Below are 21892 nucleotides of genomic sequence, written 5' to 3'. Positions count from 1 at the left end.
CGGTGTCCGTCGCGGTGGAGGCCGGTCCGGTCGAACTGTCGTCCGGACGGCTGATGTTCGTGGACGAGATGAGCGGCAAGGTGGCGTCGGTGCCGTTGACCGATCCGTCCGGCCCGCGGCGGGTGAGTTCGTTGTCCTGCAAGCGCTTCTTCGCTTCCAGCGGGCAGGGGCTGTGCCTTGCGGACGCGTCAGGGCCGTTGCCCGGCTCGGCCGCGGTGTTCGTCGACCGGGGGCTGTCCGAACGTCGCCGCGTGGAGGTGGACGGCGTTCCGAACCGCGCCAAGCTGTCGGCGGACGGGCGGATGGCGTCGTGGACGACCTTCGTCACCGGCGACTCGTACTCGCAGGCCGGCACGTTCTCCACCCGCACCGCGATCCTCGACCAGCAGACGGAGACCTACGCCAGCAACATCGAGGGCACGTCCGTCGCGGGCATGAAGACGACCAACGACATGAACTGGTGGGGCGTCACGTTCGCCCAGGACGACCGCACGTACTACGCGACGATGAGCACCGCCGGGAAGACCTACCTGGTCCAGGGCGACGCGGTGGACGAGTCGGCGAAGACGTTGCGGGAGAACGCCGAATGCCCGTCGCTCTCACCGGACGGCAAGCGGGTGGCGTTCAAGAAGCGCGTGCCCGGCGACGGCGCGCGACCGTGGCGCCAGCACGTGCTGGACCTGACCACGATGGTGGAGACACCGCTGGCGGAGACCCGTGGGATCGACGACCAGGTCGTGTGGCTCGACAACGACACCATCGCCTACGGCCTGCCGGGTGAGGGCATCTGGGCCGTGCAGGCGAACGGGGAGGGCGCGCCGCGGCAACTGGTGCCGCACGCGTCCTCCCCGTCCGTCGCCATCGGTTAGCGGTTGGCCCGGTTGATCGCCGAGACGATCGCGCGGAACGACGCGGCGACCGTGGAGCTGTCGATGCCCACGCCCCACAGGACCCGGTCGCCCACCGCGCACTCGACGTAGGCGGCGGCGCGGGCGTCGTCACCGGCGGACAGCGCGTGCTCGGCGTAGTCCAGCACCCGCACGTCGTAGCCCACCGAGGCGAGCGCGTCGACGAAGGCCGCGATCGGGCCGTTGCCCGAGCCGGTGATCTCCTGCTCGTCGCCGTCGATCAGCAGCGTCGCGGTGATCTCCTCGCGGCCGCTGCCGTCCGACGACGCCCTGTGCTTCAGCAGGTACAGCGGCACCCGGCCGTGCAGGTACTCGTCCGCGAAGGCGTCCCACATCTCCTTCGGGTTGATCTCGCCGCCCTGCGTGTCGGTGACCTCCTGGATCACCTTCGAGAACTCGATCTGCAGGCGCCGCGGCAGGTCCAGGTGGTGCTCCTGCTTCATCAGGTACGCCACGCCGCCCTTGCCGGACTGCGAGTTGACCCGGATGACGGCCTCGTAGTTGCGGCCGACGTCCTTCGGGTCGATCGGCAGGTACGGGACCTCCCACAGGAAGTCGTCGACGTGCTGACCGGCCTCCTTGGCGTCGGCCTCCAGCGCCTCGAAGCCCTTCTTGATCGCGTCCTGGTGGGAACCGGAGAACGCGGTGAAGACCAGGTCGCCGCCGTACGGGTGGCGCTCGGGCACCGGCAGCTGGTTGCAGTACTCGACGGTGCGCCGGACCTCGTCGATGTCGGAGAAGTCGATCTGCGGGTCGATGCCCTGGCTGAACATGTTCATGGCCAGCGTGACCAGGCAGACGTTGCCGGTGCGCTCACCGTTGCCGAACAGGCAGCCCTCGATGCGGTCCGCCCCGGCCAGGTAGCCCAGCTCGGCGGCCGCGACGCCCGTGCCGCGGTCGTTGTGCGGGTGCAGGCTCAGGATGATCGCCTCGCGGTTGTCGAGGTTCCGCGACATCCACTCGATCGAGTCGGCGTAGACGTTCGGCGTGGCCATCTCGACGGTCGCCGGCAGGTTGATGATCAGCGGCTTCTCCGGCGTGGGCTGGATGATCGCTTGAACGGCGTTGCAGACTTCCACGGCGTAGGACAGCTCCGTGCCCGTGTAGGACTCGGGGGAGTACTCGTAGCGGAAGTCGGTCTCCGGGTAGTCCTGCTCCTGCTGCTTGGCGAACTTCGCGGCGTCCGTGGCGATCTTCTTGATGCCGTCGCGGTCCGAGCGGAAGACCACCCGGCGCTGCAGGATCGACGTCGAGTTGTAGAAGTGGACGATCGCCTTGTTCGCGCCCCGCAGCGACTCGAAGGTCCGCGCGATCAGCTCTTCGCGGCACTGGGTCAGCACCTGGATCGTGACGTCGTCCGGGACGGCGCCGTCCTCGATGATCTCCCGCACGAAGTCGAAGTCCGTCTGGGACGCCGCCGGGAAGCCGACCTCGATCTCCTTGAAGCCCATGCGGACCAGCAGGTCGAACATCTTGCGCTTGCGCGCGGGCGACATCGGGTCGATCAGGGCCTGGTTGCCGTCCCGCAGGTCCACCGCGCACCACAGCGGGGCCTTCTCGATCTTCTTCGCCGGCCAGGTGCGGTCCGGTACGTCGATGACCTCGACCAGCTCGGCGAACGGGCGGTAGCGGTGGAACGGCATCGAGGAGCCCAGTTGACGGTTCCAGGACTGCTGCGTGTCCGGGGCCGGGCGAGAAGGCTTGCGGATTCGGCTCGTGCCTGAGGTGTAGGCGTCAGCCGACTCGAACGCGGTGGTGGTGAAGGCCTCGTCTGAGGTCATGATTTTTGTGCTCCTGCGGGTCGTTTACGGGAACGACCGGCGGCAACGCTGAAGCCCGCGACGGGGGGCCGGTCTGATCAGACCCCGTCACGGCAGCGAAGCAGGAGGGAACGCCACACGTCGGACAGAGTAGCCACAGATCGGGCCGGGATGGAACTCAGGGACCGGATCGTGGGATATCGGGCTTCGCTGGGCCGTCTGCGCGATCAGGTGGGGCCGTCAGGTTGCAATTTGCTGACGCAGGTCAGTTTGCAAGTTTTGGCAGGCCCGTACCTGGGAAAAGTTCATGTATGTCCAGATTACGTACCACCAGTGGCCGCGGCACGGCTTCCCGCGTGATCAGCGGCATCGGCTTGCTCTTCGCCTTCATCGAAGTGCTGTACATCCTGATGATCGTGTTGGGCGCGAACCAGGCGAACGCGTTCTTCAAGTTCATCCAGTCCCTCGCCGAGCCTCTCGCTCTGTTCTTCCCGGGGCTCTTCAACACTGGCAACTACAACCTCGACGTCTTCCTGAACTACGGTCTCGCCGCCGTGTTCTGGCTGGTCGTGACCGGATTGCTCGCACGTGCGGTGTCGCGCTACTGAGTAGTAGATTCCGGCGGTATGCGGACGCGTGTGGTCGGTATCGCCGCCGGAGTTGTCAGTTGGGTCGGCCTCGCGCTGGCGGTCGTGCTCGTCTTCCACGTCGTGCTCACCGTCGGCGGGGCCAACCCGGACAACCCCATCACCAGTACGGTCAAGTCCCTGGCCGAGCCGTTGGCGCTCGCGTTCAGGGACCTCTTCTCGCCCGCGGACGCCAAGTTGCGAGTGATCGTCAACTTCGGGCTCGCCGCCCTGTTCTGGCTGGCCGTTCGAGCGATCGTCATTAAACTCGTGAGGCGCCTGAACTAGGTTCGAAACATGGCGCGCGACGACTTCTGCAACAGCTGTGGCTCCCAGTACGCCGACACGGCCGCGTACCCGCGCAGGTGCGCCAGTTGTGGGCACATGGTGTGGGCCAATCCCTCGCCCGTTGTGGTGTTGCTCGTCCCGGTGAAGGACGGGCCGCGGACCGGGCTGCTCACCGTGCGGCGGGCGATTCCGCCGGTCGGGGAGCTGGCGTTCGTCAGCGGGTTCATGGATCGCGGTGAGTCCTGGCAGCAGAGTGCTGTGCGGGAGCTCGAGGAAGAAGCGGGCGTGCGCATTCCGCCCGACGACCTGCGGCCCCTGCACTTCGTGTCCACGCCGGACGGCGGGACGGTGCTGATGTTCGCCACCGCGCCCGCGATCAACGCCGAGGACATGCCGCCGTTCGTGCCCAACGACGAGGCTTCCGAACGGGCGATCATCTTCGAGTGCGTGCCGTTGGCGTTCCCGCTGCACAACGACGTCGCGACCAAGTACTTCTCAACTGAACTCTGACTGACCCCAGGTGCCGGTGAAGACCGTTTCGGACAGCGGCAGGCGCTTGCGTTCGCGCTGTTCGCGGGCCTGAAGGTCCTCTGGGAGGTCGGCGAGCGAACCGTGCCGTCCGAGCGCCATGGCGACCAGCGGGCGGACGTCGCCGGGCATGCCGAACGCGGCGTGCGCGGCCGCTTTGTCGAAGCCGCCCATCATGTGCGAGATCAGGCCGAGCTCGACGGCCTGCAGTGCCATGTTCTCCATGGCCAGGCCCAGACCGAACTCGACGTTCGGGATGTCGCCGCGGTCGTCGGTCGTGAGCACGCAGCCGATCAGCAGGACCGACGCGCGGGGCGCCCACGTCTTGTTGCCCCGCGTCAGGGTCTCGACGATCGCGTCGAACGTCGGGGTGCCCCGGTGCCCCGCCACGAACCGGGCCGGCTGGCTGTTGCCGTGCGACGGGGCCCAGCGGCCCGCCTCCAGCACGGTGCGGAGTTCGGAGTCGGAAACCGTTGCGTCAGCGGAGAAGGCGCGAGGACTCCAGCGCTTCGAGATCAGCTCGTTCATCAGATCGCATACTGCCAAACGGCCAGGGAGTAGGCGCCGAACCACGCGCTGAACAGCGTCACCATGCCCAGGACCGTGAGGACCGTGGACGGACGGCGGCGCGCCAGGACCAGGGCCAGGGGGAGCAGCAGGGTGAACGCGGGGAGCAGCAGGCGCGCCTTCGAGTTCATCAGGCCGTTCGAGCCGAGGTCCATCGCCAGGACACCCAGGCCGTAGACGATCAGCGGCCACTCCAGACGGCGCTGGAAGGCGTAGAAGACCAGGACGATCGCGAGCGCCAGCAGCCAGACCGTGCCGGTCTCGAGGATCGAGCGCGGGTTGCCGAGGTGACCCCAGGCGAAGTCCCAGGTGGCCGCGCCGCCGTCGAACTTCGAGCCCCAGCCCCGTTGCTGCACGCCGAACCAGCCCATGAGATCGCCGGTGCGGACGGCCACCCAGCCCAGGTAGCCGAGCATGCCGAGAGGGGCCACGAAACCGCCGACCCAGGCCCGCCAGTCCTTCCGGTCGGCGATCACCGCGACCAGCGCGGCCAGTCCGACCGCCACGATCAGCGCCGCCGCGGTCGGGCGGACCAGGCCCGCCGCCGCGCAGCAGACGCCGGCGAGGATCCAGCGCTTCTTGACCACACCCACCAGGGCCCAGACGGCGAAAGCGCAGAACGTCGCCTCGGAGTAGGTCATCGACAGCACGACGGCCATCGGGGACGCGGCGAAGAGCGTCACGAGGATCAGGCCCGTGCGGTTCGAGCCGTCGCGGACCACCCGTCCGAGGACGAACAGGCCGTAGGCGCAGAAGACGCCGCTGATCAGGCTGACCGCGAAGGCCGCGCCGACCACGTCCACGCCCGGCAGGCCGTCGACCCACCTGATCAACGCCGGATAGCCGGGGAAGAACGCGAGCGGGGTCTCGGCGGTGCGACGGCCGAACGCGTCGTACGGGGGCGATGGGACGCCGTTGTAGCCGCCGGTCGCGATGCCGAGGAACCAGTCGCCGTCCCACGACTTCAGGTTGTCGACCGAGGTGTCGGCCTTGCCGGTGAGCTTGTTCTGGTACTCGACGACGAGCTGCAGCACGAACAGACCGACCTGACGAATGATCAGGTAGATGAGCGCGGGAGCCGTCCAGAGCGCGGCCGGATGTCTGAGCGCATCGACCGTCCGTGAGCGCGCACTGCTCTCATGCACGGCTGCTGGGGCCTCCACGACATCGGCACTCGACGACACCCGGACAGAGTAGTCACGCGCATCACGGCTCCAGAGTCTCACCAGGTGGTCCGGGTAGGCTGCCTTCGACGTGGGGTTTTAGTCGCGCGAAGGAGGTCAGGTCGGTGGCGCTCGTCGTCCAGAAGTACGGCGGTTCATCGGTTGGAAGCGCCGAGCGGATCAAACGCGTGGCCGAGCGCATCGTCGCGACCAAGAAGGCGGGGAACGACGTCGCTGTCGTCGTGTCCGCCATGGGCGACACGACTGATGAGCTGCTCGATCTCGCCCGCCAGGTCTCGCCGGTGCCGCCCGCGCGTGAACTCGACATGCTTCTCACCTCGGGTGAGCGCATCTCGATGTCACTGCTCGCGATGGCGATCAACTCGCTCGGTGCCGAGGCGCGCTCCTACACGGGCTCGCAGGCCGGCGTGATCACGACGTCGGCGCACGGCAAAGCGCGGATCATCGACGTGACACCGAGCCGGATCCAGGACGCGATGGCCGAGGGGGCCATCGTGATCGTCGCCGGCTTCCAGGGCGTCTCCCAGGACTCCAAGGAGATCACCACGCTCGGCCGTGGCGGCAGCGACACCACGGCGGTGGCGCTCGCGGCCGCGACCAAAGCCGACGTGTGCGAGATCTACACCGACGTGGACGGCGTCTACACCGCCGACCCGCGCATCGTGCCGAACGCGAAGAAACTCGACACGATCACGTACGAGGAAATGCTCGAGATGGCCGCCTGCGGCGCCAAGGTGCTGATGCTCCGCTGCGTGGAGTACGCCCGGCGCTACAACGTCCCCGTGCACGTCCGCTCTTCGTTCAGCAACAAGACCGGAACCATCGTGTCCGGTTCAGTGGAGGACCTTCCCGTGGAACAGGCGATGATCACCGGCGTCGCGCACGACCGGTCCGAGGCCAAAATCACCGTGACGGCAGTTCCCGACCACCCCGGCATCGCGGCCAAGATCTTCCGCGTCGTGGCGCAGGCGGAGCTCGACATCGACATGGTCGTGCAGAACGTGTCGCAGGCCGCGTCCGGCCGCACCGACATCACGTTCACGCTGTCCAAGGACGACGGCCCGCGCGCGGTGGCGGCACTGGAGAAGGCCCGCGGCGAGATCGGGTTCGACCAGGTCCTCTACGACGAGCACGTCGGCAAGGTGTCGCTGATCGGCGCGGGCATGCGCTCGCACCCCGGCGTCACGGCGACGTTCTGCGAGGCGCTGGCCACGGCCGGCGTCAACATCGACATCATCTCCACCTCGGAGATCCGCATCTCGGTCATCTGCCGCGACACCCAGCTCGACGACGCCGTCCGTGCCCTGCACGACGCGTTCGACCTGGGCACCGACGAAGAGGCCGTCGTTTACGCAGGGACTGGACGATGACCGCCCCCGTTCTCGCGCTGGTGGGCGCGACCGGTGCCGTGGGCACCGTGATGATCGACATCATCAACACCCGTTCCTCCGTGCCGTGGGGCGAGATCAGGCTGATCGCGTCCCCGCGCTCGGCGGGCAAGAAGATCAACGTGCGTGGCCAGGACGTCACGGTCATCGCGCTCTCGCCCGAGGCGTTCGACGGCGTCGACATCGCGATGTTCGACGTGCCGGACGAGGTCTCCGCCGAGTGGGCCCCGATCGCCGCCGAGCGCGGTGCCGTCGCGATCGACAACTCCGGCGCGTTCCGGATGGACGCCGACGTGCCGCTGGTCGTGCCAGAGGTGAACGCGGACAAGATCAACGATCGTCCGCGCGGCATCATCGCGAACCCGAACTGCACGACGCTGTCGATGATGGCGTCGCTGGGCGCACTGCACCGCGAGTTCGAGCTCAAGGAACTCGTCGTGGCCTCCTACCAGGCCGCTTCCGGTGCCGGCCAGTCCGGCATCGACCGCCTGTACGCCGAGATCGCGGCGCTGGCGGGCAAGGAGGCGGGTGTGTCCGCGGGCGACGTGGCGCAGGCGCTGGCCGCCGCCGGTCTGTCCGCGGAGGACTCGCCGTTCCCCGCTCCGCTGGTGCTGAACGTGGTGCCGTGGGCCGGTTCGCTCAAGGACGGCGGCTGGTCGTCCGAGGAGCTGAAGGTCCGCAACGAGGCCCGCAAGATCCTCGGCATCCCGGACCTGAAGGTCTCCGCGACCTGTGTCCGCGTCCCGGTCGTCACGACCCACTCGCTGTCCGTCCACGCGACGTTCGCCCGCGAGATCACGGTCGAGGCCGCGCACAAGATCTTCGAGTCGCAGTCGACGATCGTGCTGGTCGACGACCCGGCCGCGCAGAAGTTCCCGACGCCCGCGGACACCGTGGGCGAGGACCCGACGTACGTGGGCCGCGTGCGTCAGGCGCTGGACTTCCCGAACACGCTGGACTTCTTCGTGTGCGGTGACAACCTGCGCAAGGGTGCGGCGCTGAACACCTACGAGGTCGCGGAAGAGCTCGCGAAGCGCCTTTGACCGTCGCTCCTGTCGCCGTCGGGCCCGGTAGGGTCTGACGGCGATGGGGGAGATCGAGTGGATCAGGCCGCCCCGGCTCGCAGAGGTCGTGGCCGCCTATCAGGGTTTCGCTTTCAGCGCGGGTGTCCGAACAGGACTCGTCGGCCAGTTGGCGGCGTGTTCGGCGGAGGACCCGGCCGCGGCGCTGGCGCAGTGGGCGGCGGAGCCCGGCGTTCAGCCCGACCTGGTGTCCTGGCAGAGCGCCCGTGACCTGGTCAAGAACCGCTATCGCGGCAAGATCAGGTCGCAGGGGTCCGGTGCGTTGATCTGGGCGCTGCCCGCCGCCGTGCGACGGCTCGACGCCGATCGGATCCGTGAGCTGGTCGAGCTCACCCACGGCCCGGACTCCGCGGCCGCCGAGGTCGTGATCATGCTGGCCTCACACCTCTTCACAACGTCGAAGCTCGAACCGCCGGACGCCGATGTCTTCACCGCCGCGGGTGCGCTGGCGCAGGCCGTTCGTGGTGAGGGCCGTGGTGTCGCGCGGGCCATCGCGGGTGCGCTGGAGGGCGGTCCCGAGCACGACGTCCGGCTCGTCGCCGAAGAGCTGTACCGGAGGTCGTGGTGAGGGCGTTGGCTCCCATGGAGCAACTCCTGCACGAGTACGAAGACGACGTGAACGGCTTCGGGCACAACGCCGCGCACGGTGAGCTGCTCGTTCCCGGCGAAGTCCTGATGAGCGACCGCGAGGTCCTCGACGTCTACACCGACGAGTCACGGCTGCCGGCGGGCGTCGAGCAGTGGATCCGCCTGCCGTTGCACACGGTCCTGAGCAGGCTCGTGGCGAGCAAGCCGAAACTGCACTTCAACCCGGGCCTGCCGTTCGAGGCCGAGTTCGACTTCGTGGAACTGGCCGACGCCGCCGCGCAGCACATGCGGATCTGCGGCTGCGGGGAACGGCCGACCGCCACGCGGGAGTCCAGCCGCTGGGCCGACGCCGACGGGCGCCGGTTCTTCGTGGTGCCGCACAAGGACAGTTCGCGGTTGCGCGGGTGCCTGATCGGGGGCGCGATCGGGGACGCGCTCGGTGCCAACACCGAGAACCTGCCGATGGAGGTCGTCTACGAACGGCACGGGCCGGACGGCATCACGGACCTGCCCGAGAAGCCGGACATCACCGACGACACCCAGATGACGCTGTTCACGTTCGAGGCGATCATCCGGTCGCACGTGCGGCAGCGGATCACCGGCGAGCGCGACATCACCGGCCTCACCCAGAACGCGTACCAGCGTTGGCTGCACACGCAGAAAACGCCGTGGGACAAGGCCCGAGGCATTCATTCCACTGTGGACGAACCGGACGGCTGGCTGATCTCGCACCAGGAGCTCTTCCGGATGCGGGCACCGGGACTCACGTGCACGAGCGCGTTGCAGGAGTACGCCCGCACCGGCGAGCAGGCGACGATCACCAAGCCCGTCAACGACTCCAAGGGCTGCGGCGGCGTCATGCGGGTCGCGCCGGTGGCTTTCGCCGACGACGATCCGGTGGTCGTGTTCGCGCTGGCGGCGGCCAACGCGGCGCTGACGCACGGCCACCCGAGCGGCTACCTGTCCGCGGGCGTGTTCGCCGTGCTGGTGCACCAACTGTTGCGCGGCAAGGACGTTGCGGACGCGCTGGACGTCGCCGTCGACTCGCTCGTCCGGCGCGAAGGCCACGAGGAGGTCGTCGCGGCCATCGAGCACGCCCTCGAACTCGCGGCCCTCGGCCCACCGAGCGTGGCGCGGGTCGAGGAACTGGGCCGTGGCGGCGTCGGTGACACGGCGCTCGCCATCGCGTTGTACTCGGTGCTGGTCACCGACGATCCGAACGACGCGTTGCTGCTCTCGGTCAATCACGGCGGCGACAACGACTCGACGGCGTCCATGTGCGGCAACCTCGCCGGCGCGTTGCACGGCGTCGAGAAGATCCGCCCGGACTGGGTCGAGCGCGTGCAGTTCCGCGAGGTCGTCGACCGGATGGTGGCGGACTGGGAACTGGAGACCAGCCCCGCCGCGCCGGTGGGACAGGAGTGGTTCGTCCGGTATCCGCCGTCCTAGGGTGGGTCATGCTCGTTCTCGCGGTGGACCTCGGCACGACGGCGACCAAGGTCGTGGCGGTGGACGCGCAGGCTCGCGTCGTCGCGTCGACCGAACGCGCCTATCCCATGCGCACCAGCGGTCTCGAAGCCACGCACGACCCGAAGCAGGTGCTCGACGCGGCACTCGACGCACTGCGTGAGCTGGCCTCGGAGGACGTCCGAGCGATCGCGCTGACCGGCGCGATGCACTCGATCATGGGCCTGGACTCGGACCTGACGCCGGTCACGGACGCTCTGAGCTGGGCCGACAACCGCGCGGTCGAGCAGACCGAACGCCTGCGGGGCACGGCCGAGGGACGTGAACTGCACCAGCAGACCGGTGCGCCGATCCACTCGTTCACGCCGCTGATGAAGCTCGCCTGGTTCCACGAGAACGGCGTCCGCGCCGCGAAGTGGTGCGAGATCAAGGACTTCGTGCACCTGCACCTGACCGGCGAGCTGCTCAACGAGCACTCGTCCGGCTCCGGCACGGGCCTGATGAACATCCACACCCTGCAGTGGCACGAGCCGTCGCTGGAGTTCGCCGGCGTCACCGCGGACCAACTCCCGCCGCTGGTCGAGCCCACGCACTCGACGCCGCTGACGGCCGAGATTCCCGGCCTGCGCAAGGGCATCCCGGTGATCGTCGGCGGTGGTGACGGGCCGTTGGGCAACCTCGGTGTCGGCGCGGCCACGCCGGGAGCCGGCGCGGTCTCGCTCGGCACGTCGGGCGCGCTCCGCGTGGCGCAGCAGGGACCCGGCGTCGACGAAGAAGGCCGCACCTTCAGCTATGCCATCGGCGAGGGCCTCTGGGTCCGTGGCGGTGCGATCAGCAACGGCGGCGTGGTCGCCCAGTGGGCCGCGGAGACGTTCAACGTTCCGGTCGGCGAGCTTCTTCAGCAGGCCGCCGACGTCGATTCGGACGGTCTCGTCGCGCTGCCGTATCTGCTGGGCGAGCGTGCGCCGTGGTGGGACCCGACCGCGCACGCCGCGTTGCTCGGCCTTCGTCGCGAACACACCCCTGCGCAGATCACCAAGGCACTGGTCGAGGGTGTGTGCCAGCAACTGGCGCTCGTGCTGGACGCCGTGCCGCGGGTCGACTCGCTGAGGATCACCGGCGGAGCGTTCCGCGCGCCGATCTGGGCTCAGACGCTGGCGAACACGCTCGGCATGCCGTTGCACCTCACCGAGGACAGCGGCGGTTCGGCCGTGGGCGCTGCTCTGCTGGCGTGGCGGGCGCTGGGCGAGATCGAGTCGCTGACCGTCGACCTCGTGCAGCCGACGCAGACGATCACACCGGACGAGGACGCCATCGAGAGGTACGCGAACGCACGGCCGTTCGTCGTGAAGGCGTACCGGGCGCTGGAAGACCTGTACGACGAATCACATCGTTAGCAAGGAAAACCTTTTGCCATCCACGTGAGGATGGCGGTGTGGACCTCGCCCCCTTCAAGCACGTGCTGATGCTGCCCAGAGTCCGTCCGTTCGCACTGCTGATGTTCTTCGCGAGGATGCCTCCGGCGGCAACGGGCGTGATCCTGACGCTGCACGTCGCGGTCACGCTGGACCGGGGCTACGGCGCGGCGGGCCTGGTAGGGGCGGCGGGCACGATCGGAATGGGGCTGGGCGCCCCGCTGATGGGCAGGCTGATCGACGCGCGTGGTCTGCGGTCCATGTTGGCGGTGAGCGTCACGGCCTCGGCGGCGTTCTGGCTGACGGCGCCGCTGATGGGCTACTGGACGTTGCTCGTGACGTCGTTCTGCGTCGGGCTGCTCGGCGTGCCGATGATGTCGATCGGACGCCAGGTCATCACCGCGCTCGTGCCGGAGAGCCGGCGCCGGATCGCGTTGTCGGTGGACTCGATCTCGGTCGAGCTGTCGTTCATGGGCGGGCCCGCGCTCGGCGTGTTCGTCGCGACGAAGTTCTCCACGAACGCCGCGCTGCTGTTCATCGGCGGCTCGATCCTGGTCGCCGGAGTGTTCCTGTACTGGGCGAACCCGCCGATGGTGCACGAGGACGAGGTCGTCGACGGGCCGCAGCCGAAGATCCTCGAGTGGATGCGCGGACGGATCGTCGGCGTGCTGGTCGTGTGCGTCGGTGCGACGGTCTGCCTCGGCGGCATGGAGGTCTCTGCGATCGCGTCGCTGGAGCACATCGGCAAGCAGAGCTGGCTGGGCGCGGTGTTCTTCGCGATGTGCGCGGCGTCGATCGTGGGCGGTCTGGTCTACGGCGGCGTGAAGAGGGTGCCGAGTGTCCTGGTGTTGCTGGTGCTCATGGCCGCTCTGGAGATTCCGGTGGGTCTGGGCGACGGCAACGTGCTGCTGCTGTGCCTGCTCCTCGTGCCGATGAACCTCATGTGCGCTCCGTTGATCGCTGCCTCTGGTGAGCACATCAGCAGGCTTGCGCCTCCCACCGCTCGTGGCCTGGCTCTCGGTCTGCAGGGGTCGGCGTTCACCGTGGGCAACGCGATCGGCCAGCCGCTCGCCGGGGTCGCGGTCGACCGGGGTGGCGCTCCGGCGGGGTTCGCGATCGTCGGGGTGGTGGGGCTGCTGGTCGCGGGCGTCGCCTGGCTGCTCGCCCGGCAGAGCAAACCGGTTGCCACCGGGGCGACGATGTCCTCGTGAACCTCGCCCCGTTCAAGTCGGTCCTGGCGCTGCCGGGGGTGCGTCCCCTGATGCTGCTGATGCTGTTCGCCAGGATCCCCCCGACGGCGGCGGGCGTCACGGTGACGCTGCACGTCGTCACCACGCTCGACAAGGGCTACGCGGCGGCCGGCACGGTGGGCTTCGCGACCATGATCGGCCTCGGCCTGGGGTCGCCGCTGATGGGCAAGCTGGTCGACAGCAAGGGCTTGCGGTTCGTGCTGGCGCTCAGCGTGCTCGAAGGCGCCTTCTGGCTGTCGGCGCCGTTCATGGACTACTACGTGCTGCTCGTGCTGGCGTTCGCCAACGGGCTCGTGGCGGTGCCGGTGATGTCGATCGGACGGCAGGCGCTCACCGCGATCGTGCCCGAGCCCCAGCGCAGGCCCGCGTTCTCGCTGGATTCGATCTCCGTCGAGCTGTCGTTCATGGTCGGGCCCGCGGCGGGCGTGCTGATCGCGACGAAGTTCTCGACCGGCACGGCGCTCGTCGTGATCGGCCTGGCGATCCTGACCGCGAGCGCGGTGCTGTTCGTCGTGAATCCCGTGCTGTTGCACGAGGACGACGTCGTCGAGGGCTCGCCTCCGAAGCTGCGGGAGTGGCTGCGCGGGCCGATGATCGCCGCGTTGATCATCCCGTTCGGCGCCACGATGGTGTTGTCCGGCATGGAGATCTCCGCGATCGCGTCACTGGAGCGCACGGGGCAGCAGAGCTGGCTCGGGCTGATCTTCTTCGTGATGTGCGCGGCATCGGCCCTTGGCGGGCTCTTCTACGGCACCCTCAAACGGGTGCCGACCGGTGTCGTGTTGCTGGCGTGCATGGCGTTGCTGGAGATACCGGTCGGCCTCGGCGACGGCAGCGTGTGGCTGCTGGCGCTCGCATTGATCCCGATGAACCTCGCGTGCGCGCCGACGATCACGGCCTCGTCCGAACTGATCGCCAAGAGCGCGCCACCCACGGCGCGCGGGCTGGCGCTCGGGCTGCAGGGCTCCGCGTTCACGTTCGGCGTCGCCGCGGGTCAGCCGCTCGCGGGGCTCGCCGTGGACCACAGCGGGCCCCCGCTCGGCTTCGTCGTCGCCGGTCTCGCCGGACTGGTGGTCGCCGGCGTCGGCTGGGTGTTGTCGCGGCAGCGTCAGGCGGTCTCGGTCACGTCCTGAGCGGAGTTGGCCAGCGCGAGGCCGGTCCGCAGCGCTCCTACGGCCTCGGACACGGCCTCGCGGAAGATCCCGCCGACGCCGAGCACGTTCGCGAAGCCGTGGAACAGGCCCTCGTGCCTGCGCAGCACCACCGGCACCCCCTCGGCCGCCAGGCGTTCCGCGAAGGCCTCGCCCTCGTCGCGCAACGGGTCGTAGCCCGCGGTCGCGATGTAGGTCGGGGGCAGCTTCGACAGGTCCTCGGCCAGCATGATCGACAGGCGCGGGTCGTGGCGGTCCTTGCCGCCCTCGGTGTACTGGTCGAGGAACCAGTCCATCTTCTCGTCGGTCAGGAAGAACCCGTTGCCGAAGATCTCGCGTGACCGGCGGCGCACCGACGCGTCCACGCCGGGGTAGAAGAGCAGCAGGAACGCCAGGTCGATCTCGGCCGCGTGCGCGGTCACCGCGGCGAGGTTGCCGCCCGCGCTGTCCCCGCCGAGCGCGATCCGCTTCGGGTCGATGCCCAGGTCCTCGGCCTTGGCGATCGCGTACCGCAGCACCTCGGCGGCGTCGTCGGCCGCGGCCGGGAACGGGGCCTCCGGGGCGAGCCGGTAGTCGGCCGCGAGCACGCGGACACCGGCCTCCCTGGAGAGGAAGCGGCACAGGTTGTCGTGGCTGTCGAGGCTTCCGGTCACCCAGCCGCCACCGTGGTAGAAGATCAACAACGGCGAGCCGTCCGCGAGGCCGTCCGGCGTGTAGAGGCGCCCGGCGAACTCCCCGATCGTGAGGTCGCGCGCACCCACCCCGGTGATCTTCGGGCCGGCCACGAGCTTCGAACTCAACTCCAGGTCCAGTCGGCTCTCGGATGCTGTCTTCGTGCGCCACTCCGTCCCGGACACCTGCTGGAGCCTGAGCAGCAACTGCGCCTCGGGGTGCAGGTCCTGGCCGTCCAAGCGGATCGGACTGCCGGCGATGAGGCGGCGCACAGGGCCGGGGAGACCGAACGCGAAGCGCAGAGCACCGGCCATCACGGCCGCCTGGAAGTTCGACATGTGTTGCAGGTTACTCGCGAGTAGTGCTGGATCTCCAGGTATCTGGAGGTGGAAGGATCGTTGTCATGACGGTGACGGTGGTGGGCATCGGGGGCTCGATCAGGTCCGACTCGCAGTCCGAGCGGGCGCTGCGGGTGGCCCTGGAGGGCGCGCGCGAGCTCGGTGCGCAGACGATCCAATACAGCGGCCCTGACCTGGTGCTTCCGTTCTACGACCCGTCGGTCCCGGATCGCACGGACATCGCCATGAAGATGGTCGAGGACCTGCGCAGGTGCGACGGCGTGATCGTCGTGTCGCCCGGCTACCACGGCACCGTGTCCGGCCTGGTCAAGAACGCCCTCGACTACATCGAGGACCTGCGCGACGACGATCGCCCGTACCTCGACGGCCGCGCGGTCGGCACCATCACCGCCGCGTACGGCTGGCAGGCCGCGGTGAACACGCTGGCAGCGGTGCGCTCGATCGTGCACGCGCTGCGCGGCTGGCCGACGCCGCTGGGTGCCGCGATCAACTCCGCGCAGGTCAAGTTCGACGGCGACGGTGCCTGCTCCGACGCCGACGTCGACCGGAATCTGCGGGTGATCGGCCGGCAGGTCGCCGAGTTCGCCCTGCGGCAGGCGTCTCAACTCGACGTGAACTGAGTCACGACGGGGCATTTAAGTCGTGCGCGATGCGTTCTCCCTGAGTGAAAGGCTTTACTCACTGACTCAAGGGAGAGCGGAATGGAAGCGCTGTACACGGCTGAGGCGACTGCTTACGGCGAAGGCCGCAACGGCGAGGTTCGCTCGTCCGACGGTGTGATCGACGAGGTCCTGTCGGTCCCCAAGGAGATGGGCGGCCCCGGCGGCGACGCGACCAACCCGGAGCAGTTGTTCGCGGCCGGTTACTCGGCTTGCTTCAACTCCGCTATCGCAGCCGTCGCGCGCGCCGGGAAGATTCAGGTCGCTTCTTCTGAGGTAACCGCCAAGGTGGGGATCGGCTCCAACGGCGCCGGCGGCTTCCAGTTGGCCGTCGAGCTCGCGGTGAAGATCCCCGGACTCGACCAGGCGGTCGCGGAGAAGCTCGTCGAGCAGGCCCACCAGGTCTGCCCGTACTCCAACGCGACGCGCGGCAACATCGAGGTGGCGCTCACCGTCACCGTCTAGGAGGCGCGTTTCACCATGGCCAAGAACCCGATCACCAGCCCACTGGCTGACGCCGACCGCGACGCGGTGGGCAAGATCCTGCAGGCGACACTCGTGGACCTCGTCGACCTGTCCCTGATCGGGAAGCAGGCGCACTGGAACGTGATCGGCAAGAACTTCCGCAGCGTCCACCTTCAGCTCGACGAACTGGTCGTCCTGGCGCGCAACGCCGCCGACCAGGTAGCCGAGCGAGCGGCCGCTCTCGGCGTCACGCCGAACGGCACGGCGAAGACCATCGCCGCGTCGTCCGGCGTGCCCGAGATCGCGTCCGGCTGGCTGAAGGAGGACCAGGTCGTCGAGTCGATCACGACTTCACTGGCGTCGCTGATCTCCCGCATGCGCACCCGCATCGACGAGACCGACAAGCCCGACCTCGTCACCCAGGACCTGCTGATCGGCATCACGCAGGAACTGGAGCAGGCGCACTGGATGTGGCAGGCCCAGTCGGCCTGACAGTTCAGTCGGCCTGACGGCTCAGAGCATCAGCAGACGGATGGCCCGTTCCTCGATGGAACGGGCCTCGTCCACTTTGCCGGCCAGCTCGTCGTAGTCGCCGCCGTTCGCGATCTCCGACCAGAGCGTGCCGGACGTCCGGAACTCCTGTGCGCCAGGCAGTCCGGCTTCGTCGAGGAAATCGGCGTAGAGCGGCCGCGTCGCTCCGGGCGCGGTGAACTCGACCTCCAGGCAGTCGTGCAGCCGCTGCTTCACGAATCCGGGGTCGTCGGCCCAGCGCTGGGCCCAGCCCTTCTTCCCCTTGTCGCGCAACTGCTCCGCGAGCTTGCGCATGCCGGAGAAGCCGAAGTTCACGTCGAAGTTGTTGCCCAGCACCGGCCCGGTGAGGTGCTCGCACGTCATCCGGACGGCCGCGGCGACGTCCGGCTCGCCCGTCCGTTCGCCGATGCTGATCATCTCGTGCTTGCCCTGACCCCAGCTCGTCATGAACTCGCCGAGCGGCTGCACGATGGTCCCGTGGTTGTGCACGGTGACCGTGTCGCCGTCTGTTCCCAGCACCCCGACCGGGTGCTTCTCCTTGCCCAGCAAGCAGATCATCGGCCCGTCGGCATCGCGGAGCTGCTTCTCGGCCTTGCGCGCCGAGGTCGTGCTGGTGACGTCGTGCGCGATGCCGGCGTGCGCGAGCGCGGTCGGGATGAACGGCGCCGGGTGGTGCCGCGCGACGATCGTCATGGTCGGCGTGTGGCCCTTGTACTCGAACACGAAGTACATGAACCCGATGCCGCCGGCGAGCCCAGCGAGCATCGCCTCGGACCACTCGTCGTCGAGCATCTCCCGCAGCAGCCACGAGTCGTGCATCTTCCCGGTGGGCCGCGCGTCTTTCAGCACGTGCCTGCGGGCGGTGGTGTACGACTCGCCGGTGCGCTCCATCCGGGCGCGAACCAGGCGCTTGAACGACTTCTGCTCGGTCATGGCGTGCCTTTCGCGGACGCGCTGGAGCCGTTCCCCACGCCTTGCTCTGCTCGTCCGGGCTGCGTTCGTGCACACGACAGACACGACTGACCGGCGCCGGGAGGACAGGAGTCCCCTTTGCCTCCGCGACGCCGGCCAGCGTGGGTGACCGATCAGGAGGTGAGGCGCTCGGCAGCGCCGTCACCAGGTTACTTCGTGAGATGCCGCCGTGCGAAGTCCACTTCGGCCGCCGTCTGACGGATCGTCTCGGCGACGACCAACGAGCCGTGGCCAGCGTCGTAGCGGTACATCTCGTAGGCGTGGTCGCGGGCCGCGAGCGCGTCGAGGTAGTTGTCGATCTGCCTGATCGGGCAGCGCGGGTCGTTCTCGCCCGCGAGGATCAGCACCGGAGCGGTGACCTGGTCGACGTACGTGAGCGGCGAGCACTCCCTGTACAGCTCGGGCAGTTCCTCCGGGGAACCGCCGAACAGCGCGCGGTCGAACGCCCGCAGCGGTTCCATCTCGTCCTCGTAGGCGGCGAAGTAGTCCGCCACCGGGACGCCCGCGACGCCGACGGTCCAGCGTTCCGGCTGGGTGCCGATGCCGAGCAGGGTCAGGTAGCCGCCCCACGAGGCGCCGTTGAGGACCGACTTCGACGGGTCGGTGAGGCCCGACTCGACCGCCCAGTCGTGCACGGCGGCGATGTCCTCGAGCTCGGTGATGCCCGGCCTGCCCTCGATGGCGTCACGCCACTTCGAGCCGTAGCCGCTGGAGCCGCGGTAGTTCACGTGCACGGTGGCGAACCCGGCGTCGAGCCACACCGCGCGGTAGGCGGAGAAGCGGTCCTCGTCGGAGGAGTGCGGGCCGCCGTGGATCAGGAAGACGGTCGGGAACGGGCCCTCGCCCTCGGGCTTCGAGACCAGCGCGTGCACGTCGCCGACGAACACGTCCTCCAGCGGCGCGGACGTTGCGGGCTTGGCGCCGGCGGGCTCGACCAGCACGCGCTCGGTGCCGTCGGTTGCCAGCGCGCGGATGACCGTGGACCTCTCGGCGGACGACCAGGAGTACTCGACCGTGCCGTCCGGGCGCACGCCCGCCGAGCCGATCACGCCGGGCGCGGTGTCCAGAGTGGCCAGTTCGCCGGTCGCGAGGTCGTAGCGGTGCGCGGTGTTGCGGGCGTGGTGGGTGTGCACGATCAGCAACGCGGACGCGTCCGGGTACCAGTCGGCGGAGACCTCACCCGGCAGGTCGAGGACGATCTCCTGCTCGGTGCCGGCGGCGACGTCCCAGATCAGCAGCTCCTCGCGGCCGCGGCGCTCGTGCAGCACCAGCAGCCGCTGGTCGCCGCGCACCGGGCTGAACGAGATGGCGTCGAGGCCCTTGCCCTTGCCGTCCCACTTCTCGGCGATCGTCTCGCCGTTCTCCGCGTTGAGCGCGCGCAGGGCCATGTGCCGGTTGTCGCCGTGCTCGGAGTGCGCGATCACGACGATGGACTCGTCCTTGGACAGCGCGGTGACGCCGGCGTCGTTGACGTGCTGGTAGAGCACCTCGCTCTTGCCGTTGCGCGCCAACCACACCGTGGTGCCGTCGTCGGTCGACGCGGCCACGGCCGTGACGGTGCGGCCGATCTCCAGACCGGCCGGGTAGCCGGGGGTCACGTCGGCGACCGCGGGCTCCGCCTTGCTGCCGTCGGCCTTGAACGGCTCGCGCACCCAGACGCCGAACTCGTCGCCGTCGTGGTCGTCGAACCACCAGATCTCGGTGCCGTCCGGGTTCAGCGTCGCGTGCGACGTGCCGTTCGGGCGGTCGGTGACCTTGCGGTGCTCGTCCGTTTCGCGGTCCCAGGAGTAGATCTCCCACACGCCACTCGCGTTGGAGACGTACAGGGTGCGGTCCGGTGCGTCGTCGGCCCATCCGGGCAGGCTCATCCGGGGAGCGGTGAACCGCTCACGCCACCGGGTCTCGGCGGCCGCGTCCTCGAAGAGCTGGTCCGGAATCTCGGGAGAAGGGTGCGTGGTCACGCTTCAACACTAGAGTCAGCCGTCGCTTCTGGGGGGATTCCACCTGACACAACCACCACAGTGGGGTGCGCCACCGCACCGCCCACCGCCCCAGCGGTGGCCGGGTGGATTGTCGCAAAGCACCGGCATTCTTTGTCACAAGGCCACAGGCAGAGGAACTGCCGCTGATTAGTTGAATCGAGTCAGAGATTCTAGGTGTGGGGTTCCGCGAGAGTTAATGTTGACGCATGTCCGAAACGATGGATCGCCTCGCCGAGGCCCCCACCTTGGAGGAAGTGCAACGCATCGTCCGCACCACGGCCAGGTCGTCGCTGGTCGCGCATGGTGCGACGCTGGTGCTGCTCGACGGCGACCTCTGCTACTACGCAGACGAGGACTCGATGAGTCCGCTGTGGAAGGGCCAGCGCTTCCCCGCCGTGAACTGCATCAGCGGCTGGGCGATGTTGAATCGTCAGACCGTGGCGATCAGGGACATCCGCTTCGATTCGAGGATTCCTCAGGAAGCGTATCGGCCGACCTTTGTGCGAAGCCTGCTGATGGCCCCGATCCTGCGCCCGGAACCGCTCGGCGCCATCGGCTGCTACTGGGCCGTCCCGCACACCGCGACCCCAGAAGAGACCGAAACGCTGGAGTCACTGGCCCAGGCCGCCGGCGAGGCGCTCGAACGCTTCCCGGAAGGCCTGCCCGCGCGGGGCTTCATCCACTGACGTCCTGGAAGTGCCGCAGCGTCAACGGTCGCTGCAGGTACTCGTCCTCGTCCGGGAACGTCACCGGATCGGTGCGCCAGCCGGGACCGGCGTAGTTCTCCAGCGCCCGCTCGTCCCGCCACCGGCTCACGTACTGCACGCGCCGCGGGTCGTCGAGGTCGACGAGCACCTCGTGGCCCACCAGCCCGTCGTAGATCTCGGGAAACGTCCCGACCAGATCCCGCACCCGTGCGACGAACTCCTGCTCCCGGCCCGGCATCACCAGAGCCTCCGACACCCGCGTCAGCATGGTGCCGAGCCTATTGCCGGCTGAGCTCCTCCTCGAAGATCCGGTCGACCTGCCGCGAAGCACGCGACAACGCCCGGATCGCGATGAAGACCACGATGAAACCGACGGCCACGATGGCCGTCACCCAAGCAGAAGTGAGCATGAAAACGATCCCCAGGGACTGCAGCACCACAATTGCTTTGGCCGCTATGGCGATCCACGGGCTGGTAGAAGCATTGGTGGCGGAGGCGGAGTCCATCACTGACATCTCCCGACTTATTCAACGAAAGCTGAACCACAGCCTTCGTCGGTTGGATCAAGGATCCCGTTACGCAACGTCAGTTGAACCGTCAACCTTCACTCGTAAGGGTTAACGCTACGTGGTCGTTCCGTATTATTTGAACCGGAACGATGGCGCAGTGTCATGCATCGACGGTGACGTCTACGGCTGCTCGTGTCGAGGCGCGTCACACGATCGGGTGGTCTATCGGGAACGTTGATGACTTTTCGCGGTGACTGCGAAGGACCTTCGACCCTGTGCGTGAAGGGACTTTCCGGTCGACTTGTCGACAAACAAAAGGCGAGACAAATTCACGACGAAAGAAGAGGTTCGATTCCACTCCGGGATGGAATCGAGTCGGGATCGGGTGGGCAGACCGACGCCGCACGAGATGATCTGGGAGTGAACTGGTCCCGAGCCGACGCCTGGCTCCGCACGCACGCGCCCGAGTTGCGCTCCAAGTTCCTGCCGCCGGCCTCCGCGGCCGACGTGGCGGCTGCCGAGGAGACGATCGGTGTGCCGCTGCCGGCCGACCTGGCGGCGTGGTGGACGGCGTGCGGCGGGTTGGCGGGCGTGGACTACGCCCCGGTGATTCCGGAGTTCTGCAGCCCGTTCAGCGTCGGCCGGTCGCTGGAGGTCCGCGAGGCGATGATGCGGATCCGGCGTTCGGAGACCCGTGGCTGCCGCTCTTCGTCCCGATCGCGGTCAGCGCGTCCGGCAACCACCTGTTCGTCGACTTGCGAGAAGGGCCGCTGCGCGGGTGCGTGATGGCGTTCGACAAGGTCGAACGCGCAGACGAAGAACCACTCGGCTTTC

Annotated in this window: 24 protein-coding genes; 16 read left to right on the top strand and 8 right to left on the bottom strand. The window is 68.4% G+C overall.

All coding sequences use genetic code 11. The features are described from left to right. The first annotated feature begins 2 nt into the window (after positions 1–2). The gene (locus tag SK854_RS17205) at positions 3–869 is read left to right on the top strand and encodes a TolB-like translocation protein (protein WP_406601786.1); all 867 of its coding nucleotides are present in this window, start codon (positions 3–5) and stop codon (positions 867–869) included. Here SK854_RS17205 and leuA read toward each other — a convergent pair. After that, a complete protein-coding gene (gene leuA / locus SK854_RS17200) occupies positions 866–2689 on the bottom strand; it encodes a 2-isopropylmalate synthase (RefSeq protein ID WP_319976095.1) in 1824 nt (607 codons plus the stop codon). The genes SK854_RS17205 and leuA overlap by 4 nt on opposite strands. Before the next feature lie 290 nt (positions 2690–2979). Here leuA and SK854_RS17195 point away from each other — a divergent pair, with 290 nt between their 5' ends. Genes SK854_RS17195 through SK854_RS17185 form a run of 3 tightly spaced genes read left to right on the top strand, consistent with a single transcriptional unit; the run spans position 2980 to position 4092 of the window. Next, positions 2980–3276, top strand: coding sequence for a hypothetical protein (locus SK854_RS17195; RefSeq protein WP_319976094.1), 297 nt, complete (start codon positions 2980–2982; stop codon positions 3274–3276). Between the two features lie 18 nt (positions 3277–3294). Then, entirely contained in the window at positions 3295–3582 is a 288-nt protein-coding gene (locus SK854_RS17190) for a hypothetical protein (RefSeq protein WP_319976093.1), read from the top strand. 9 nt (positions 3583–3591) lie between these two features. Then, the gene (locus SK854_RS17185) at positions 3592–4092 is read left to right on the top strand and encodes an NUDIX domain-containing protein (protein ID WP_093594499.1); all 501 of its coding nucleotides are present in this window, start codon (positions 3592–3594) and stop codon (positions 4090–4092) included. Here SK854_RS17185 and SK854_RS17180 read toward each other — a convergent pair. Together SK854_RS17180 and SK854_RS17175 are read right to left on the bottom strand one after the other, a co-directional pair. Beyond that, positions 4078–4638 carry a nitroreductase family protein gene (locus SK854_RS17180; protein WP_319976092.1) on the bottom strand — a complete coding sequence of 187 codons (561 nt, stop codon included), beginning with the start codon at positions 4636–4638 and terminating at the stop codon, positions 4078–4080. The genes SK854_RS17185 and SK854_RS17180 overlap by 15 nt on opposite strands. Further along, the gene (locus tag SK854_RS17175) at positions 4638–5861 is read right to left on the bottom strand and encodes a hypothetical protein (protein ID WP_319976091.1); all 1224 of its coding nucleotides are present in this window, start codon (positions 5859–5861) and stop codon (positions 4638–4640) included. Before SK854_RS17175 ends, SK854_RS17180 begins: the two co-directional genes overlap by 1 nt. 104 nt (positions 5862–5965) lie before the next feature. Between SK854_RS17175 and SK854_RS17170 the strand changes: the two genes are divergently transcribed. From SK854_RS17170 to SK854_RS17140, 7 genes are read left to right on the top strand one after another with little or no spacing between them, the layout of a single operon-like run. Beyond that, positions 5966–7231, top strand: a complete 1266-nt coding sequence (locus tag SK854_RS17170; RefSeq protein ID WP_191302409.1) for an aspartate kinase — start codon at positions 5966–5968, stop codon at positions 7229–7231. Next, positions 7228–8292: an aspartate-semialdehyde dehydrogenase gene (locus SK854_RS17165; RefSeq protein ID WP_319976090.1), complete on the top strand. Its 1065-nt coding sequence runs from the start codon at positions 7228–7230 to the stop codon at positions 8290–8292. The genes SK854_RS17170 and SK854_RS17165 overlap by 4 nt, the downstream gene beginning before the upstream one ends. Positions 8293–8335: 43 nt before the next feature. Beyond that, positions 8336–8899, top strand: coding sequence for a hypothetical protein (locus SK854_RS17160; protein WP_319976089.1), 564 nt, complete (start codon positions 8336–8338; stop codon positions 8897–8899). Positions 8900–8913: 14 nt separating this feature from the next. Continuing rightward, positions 8914–10368, top strand: a complete 1455-nt coding sequence (locus tag SK854_RS17155) for an ADP-ribosylglycohydrolase family protein (protein ID WP_319976088.1) — start codon at positions 8914–8916, stop codon at positions 10366–10368. Between the two features lie 8 nt (positions 10369–10376). Continuing rightward, positions 10377–11783, top strand: a complete 1407-nt coding sequence (locus SK854_RS17150) for a gluconokinase (RefSeq protein WP_319976087.1) — start codon at positions 10377–10379, stop codon at positions 11781–11783. A gap of 38 nt (positions 11784–11821) precedes the next feature. Then, positions 11822–13012 (top strand): MFS transporter, encoded by a 1191-nt coding sequence (locus SK854_RS17145; protein ID WP_319976086.1) that lies wholly within the window; start codon positions 11822–11824, stop codon positions 13010–13012. Further along, the gene (locus SK854_RS17140; protein WP_319976085.1) at positions 13009–14184 is read left to right on the top strand and encodes an MFS transporter; all 1176 of its coding nucleotides are present in this window, start codon (positions 13009–13011) and stop codon (positions 14182–14184) included. The genes SK854_RS17145 and SK854_RS17140 overlap by 4 nt, the downstream gene beginning before the upstream one ends. On the opposite strand, the gene SK854_RS17135 is transcribed toward SK854_RS17140, so the two are convergent. Next, positions 14160–15212 (bottom strand): alpha/beta hydrolase, encoded by a 1053-nt coding sequence (locus tag SK854_RS17135; RefSeq protein ID WP_319976084.1) that lies wholly within the window; start codon positions 15210–15212, stop codon positions 14160–14162. The two genes, SK854_RS17140 and SK854_RS17135, sit on opposite strands and share 25 nt — an antisense overlap. A gap of 65 nt (positions 15213–15277) precedes the next feature. Between SK854_RS17135 and SK854_RS17130 the strand changes: the two genes are divergently transcribed. From SK854_RS17130 to SK854_RS17120, 3 genes are all read left to right on the top strand, one after another. Beyond that, a complete protein-coding gene (locus SK854_RS17130; RefSeq protein ID WP_319976083.1) occupies positions 15278–15853 on the top strand; it encodes an NADPH-dependent FMN reductase in 576 nt (191 codons plus the stop codon). 81 nt (positions 15854–15934) lie between these two features. Further along, positions 15935–16357, top strand: a complete 423-nt coding sequence (locus SK854_RS17125) for an organic hydroperoxide resistance protein (RefSeq protein ID WP_065915251.1) — start codon at positions 15935–15937, stop codon at positions 16355–16357. 15 nt (positions 16358–16372) lie between these two features. Continuing rightward, positions 16373–16849 (top strand): Dps family protein, encoded by a 477-nt coding sequence (locus tag SK854_RS17120; protein WP_093594463.1) that lies wholly within the window; start codon positions 16373–16375, stop codon positions 16847–16849. Positions 16850–16870: 21 nt separating this feature from the next. Here SK854_RS17120 and SK854_RS17115 read toward each other — a convergent pair whose 3' ends face one another. Together SK854_RS17115 and SK854_RS17110 are read right to left on the bottom strand one after the other, a co-directional pair. After that, entirely contained in the window at positions 16871–17821 is a 951-nt protein-coding gene (locus tag SK854_RS17115) for a DUF4872 domain-containing protein (protein ID WP_319976082.1), read from the bottom strand. Between the two features lie 188 nt (positions 17822–18009). Beyond that, positions 18010–19821, bottom strand: coding sequence for a S9 family peptidase (locus SK854_RS17110; RefSeq protein WP_319976081.1), 1812 nt, complete (start codon positions 19819–19821; stop codon positions 18010–18012). A 227-nt stretch (positions 19822–20048) separates the two neighbouring features. Here SK854_RS17110 and SK854_RS17105 point away from each other — a divergent pair, with 227 nt between their 5' ends. Further along, entirely contained in the window at positions 20049–20528 is a 480-nt protein-coding gene (locus SK854_RS17105; protein WP_319976080.1) for a GAF domain-containing protein, read from the top strand. On the opposite strand, the gene SK854_RS17100 is transcribed toward SK854_RS17105, so the two are convergent. Together SK854_RS17100 and SK854_RS17095 are read right to left on the bottom strand one after the other, a co-directional pair. After that, complete coding sequence (locus tag SK854_RS17100) at positions 20518–20817, bottom strand: antibiotic biosynthesis monooxygenase family protein (protein WP_319976079.1); 300 nt, start codon at positions 20815–20817, stop codon at positions 20518–20520. The genes SK854_RS17105 and SK854_RS17100 overlap by 11 nt on opposite strands. A 10-nt stretch (positions 20818–20827) precedes the next feature. Then, on the bottom strand, positions 20828–21055 hold the full coding sequence (locus SK854_RS17095; RefSeq protein WP_319976078.1) for a hypothetical protein: 228 nt from the start codon (positions 21053–21055) through the stop codon (positions 20828–20830). A gap of 423 nt (positions 21056–21478) precedes the next feature. Between SK854_RS17095 and SK854_RS17090 the strand changes: the two genes are divergently transcribed. Continuing rightward, on the top strand, positions 21479–21844 hold the full coding sequence (locus SK854_RS17090; RefSeq protein WP_319976077.1) for an SMI1/KNR4 family protein: 366 nt from the start codon (positions 21479–21481) through the stop codon (positions 21842–21844). Positions 21845–21892: the final 48 nt, after the last annotated feature.

Origin of the sequence: Lentzea sokolovensis (assembly GCF_033949975.1) — a bacterium.
GTDB lineage: Bacteria > Actinomycetota > Actinomycetes > Mycobacteriales > Pseudonocardiaceae > Lentzea > Lentzea sokolovensis.
The sequence above is the reverse complement of the archived record's forward strand: the minus strand, read 5'-3'. Positions and strand labels throughout refer to the sequence as shown.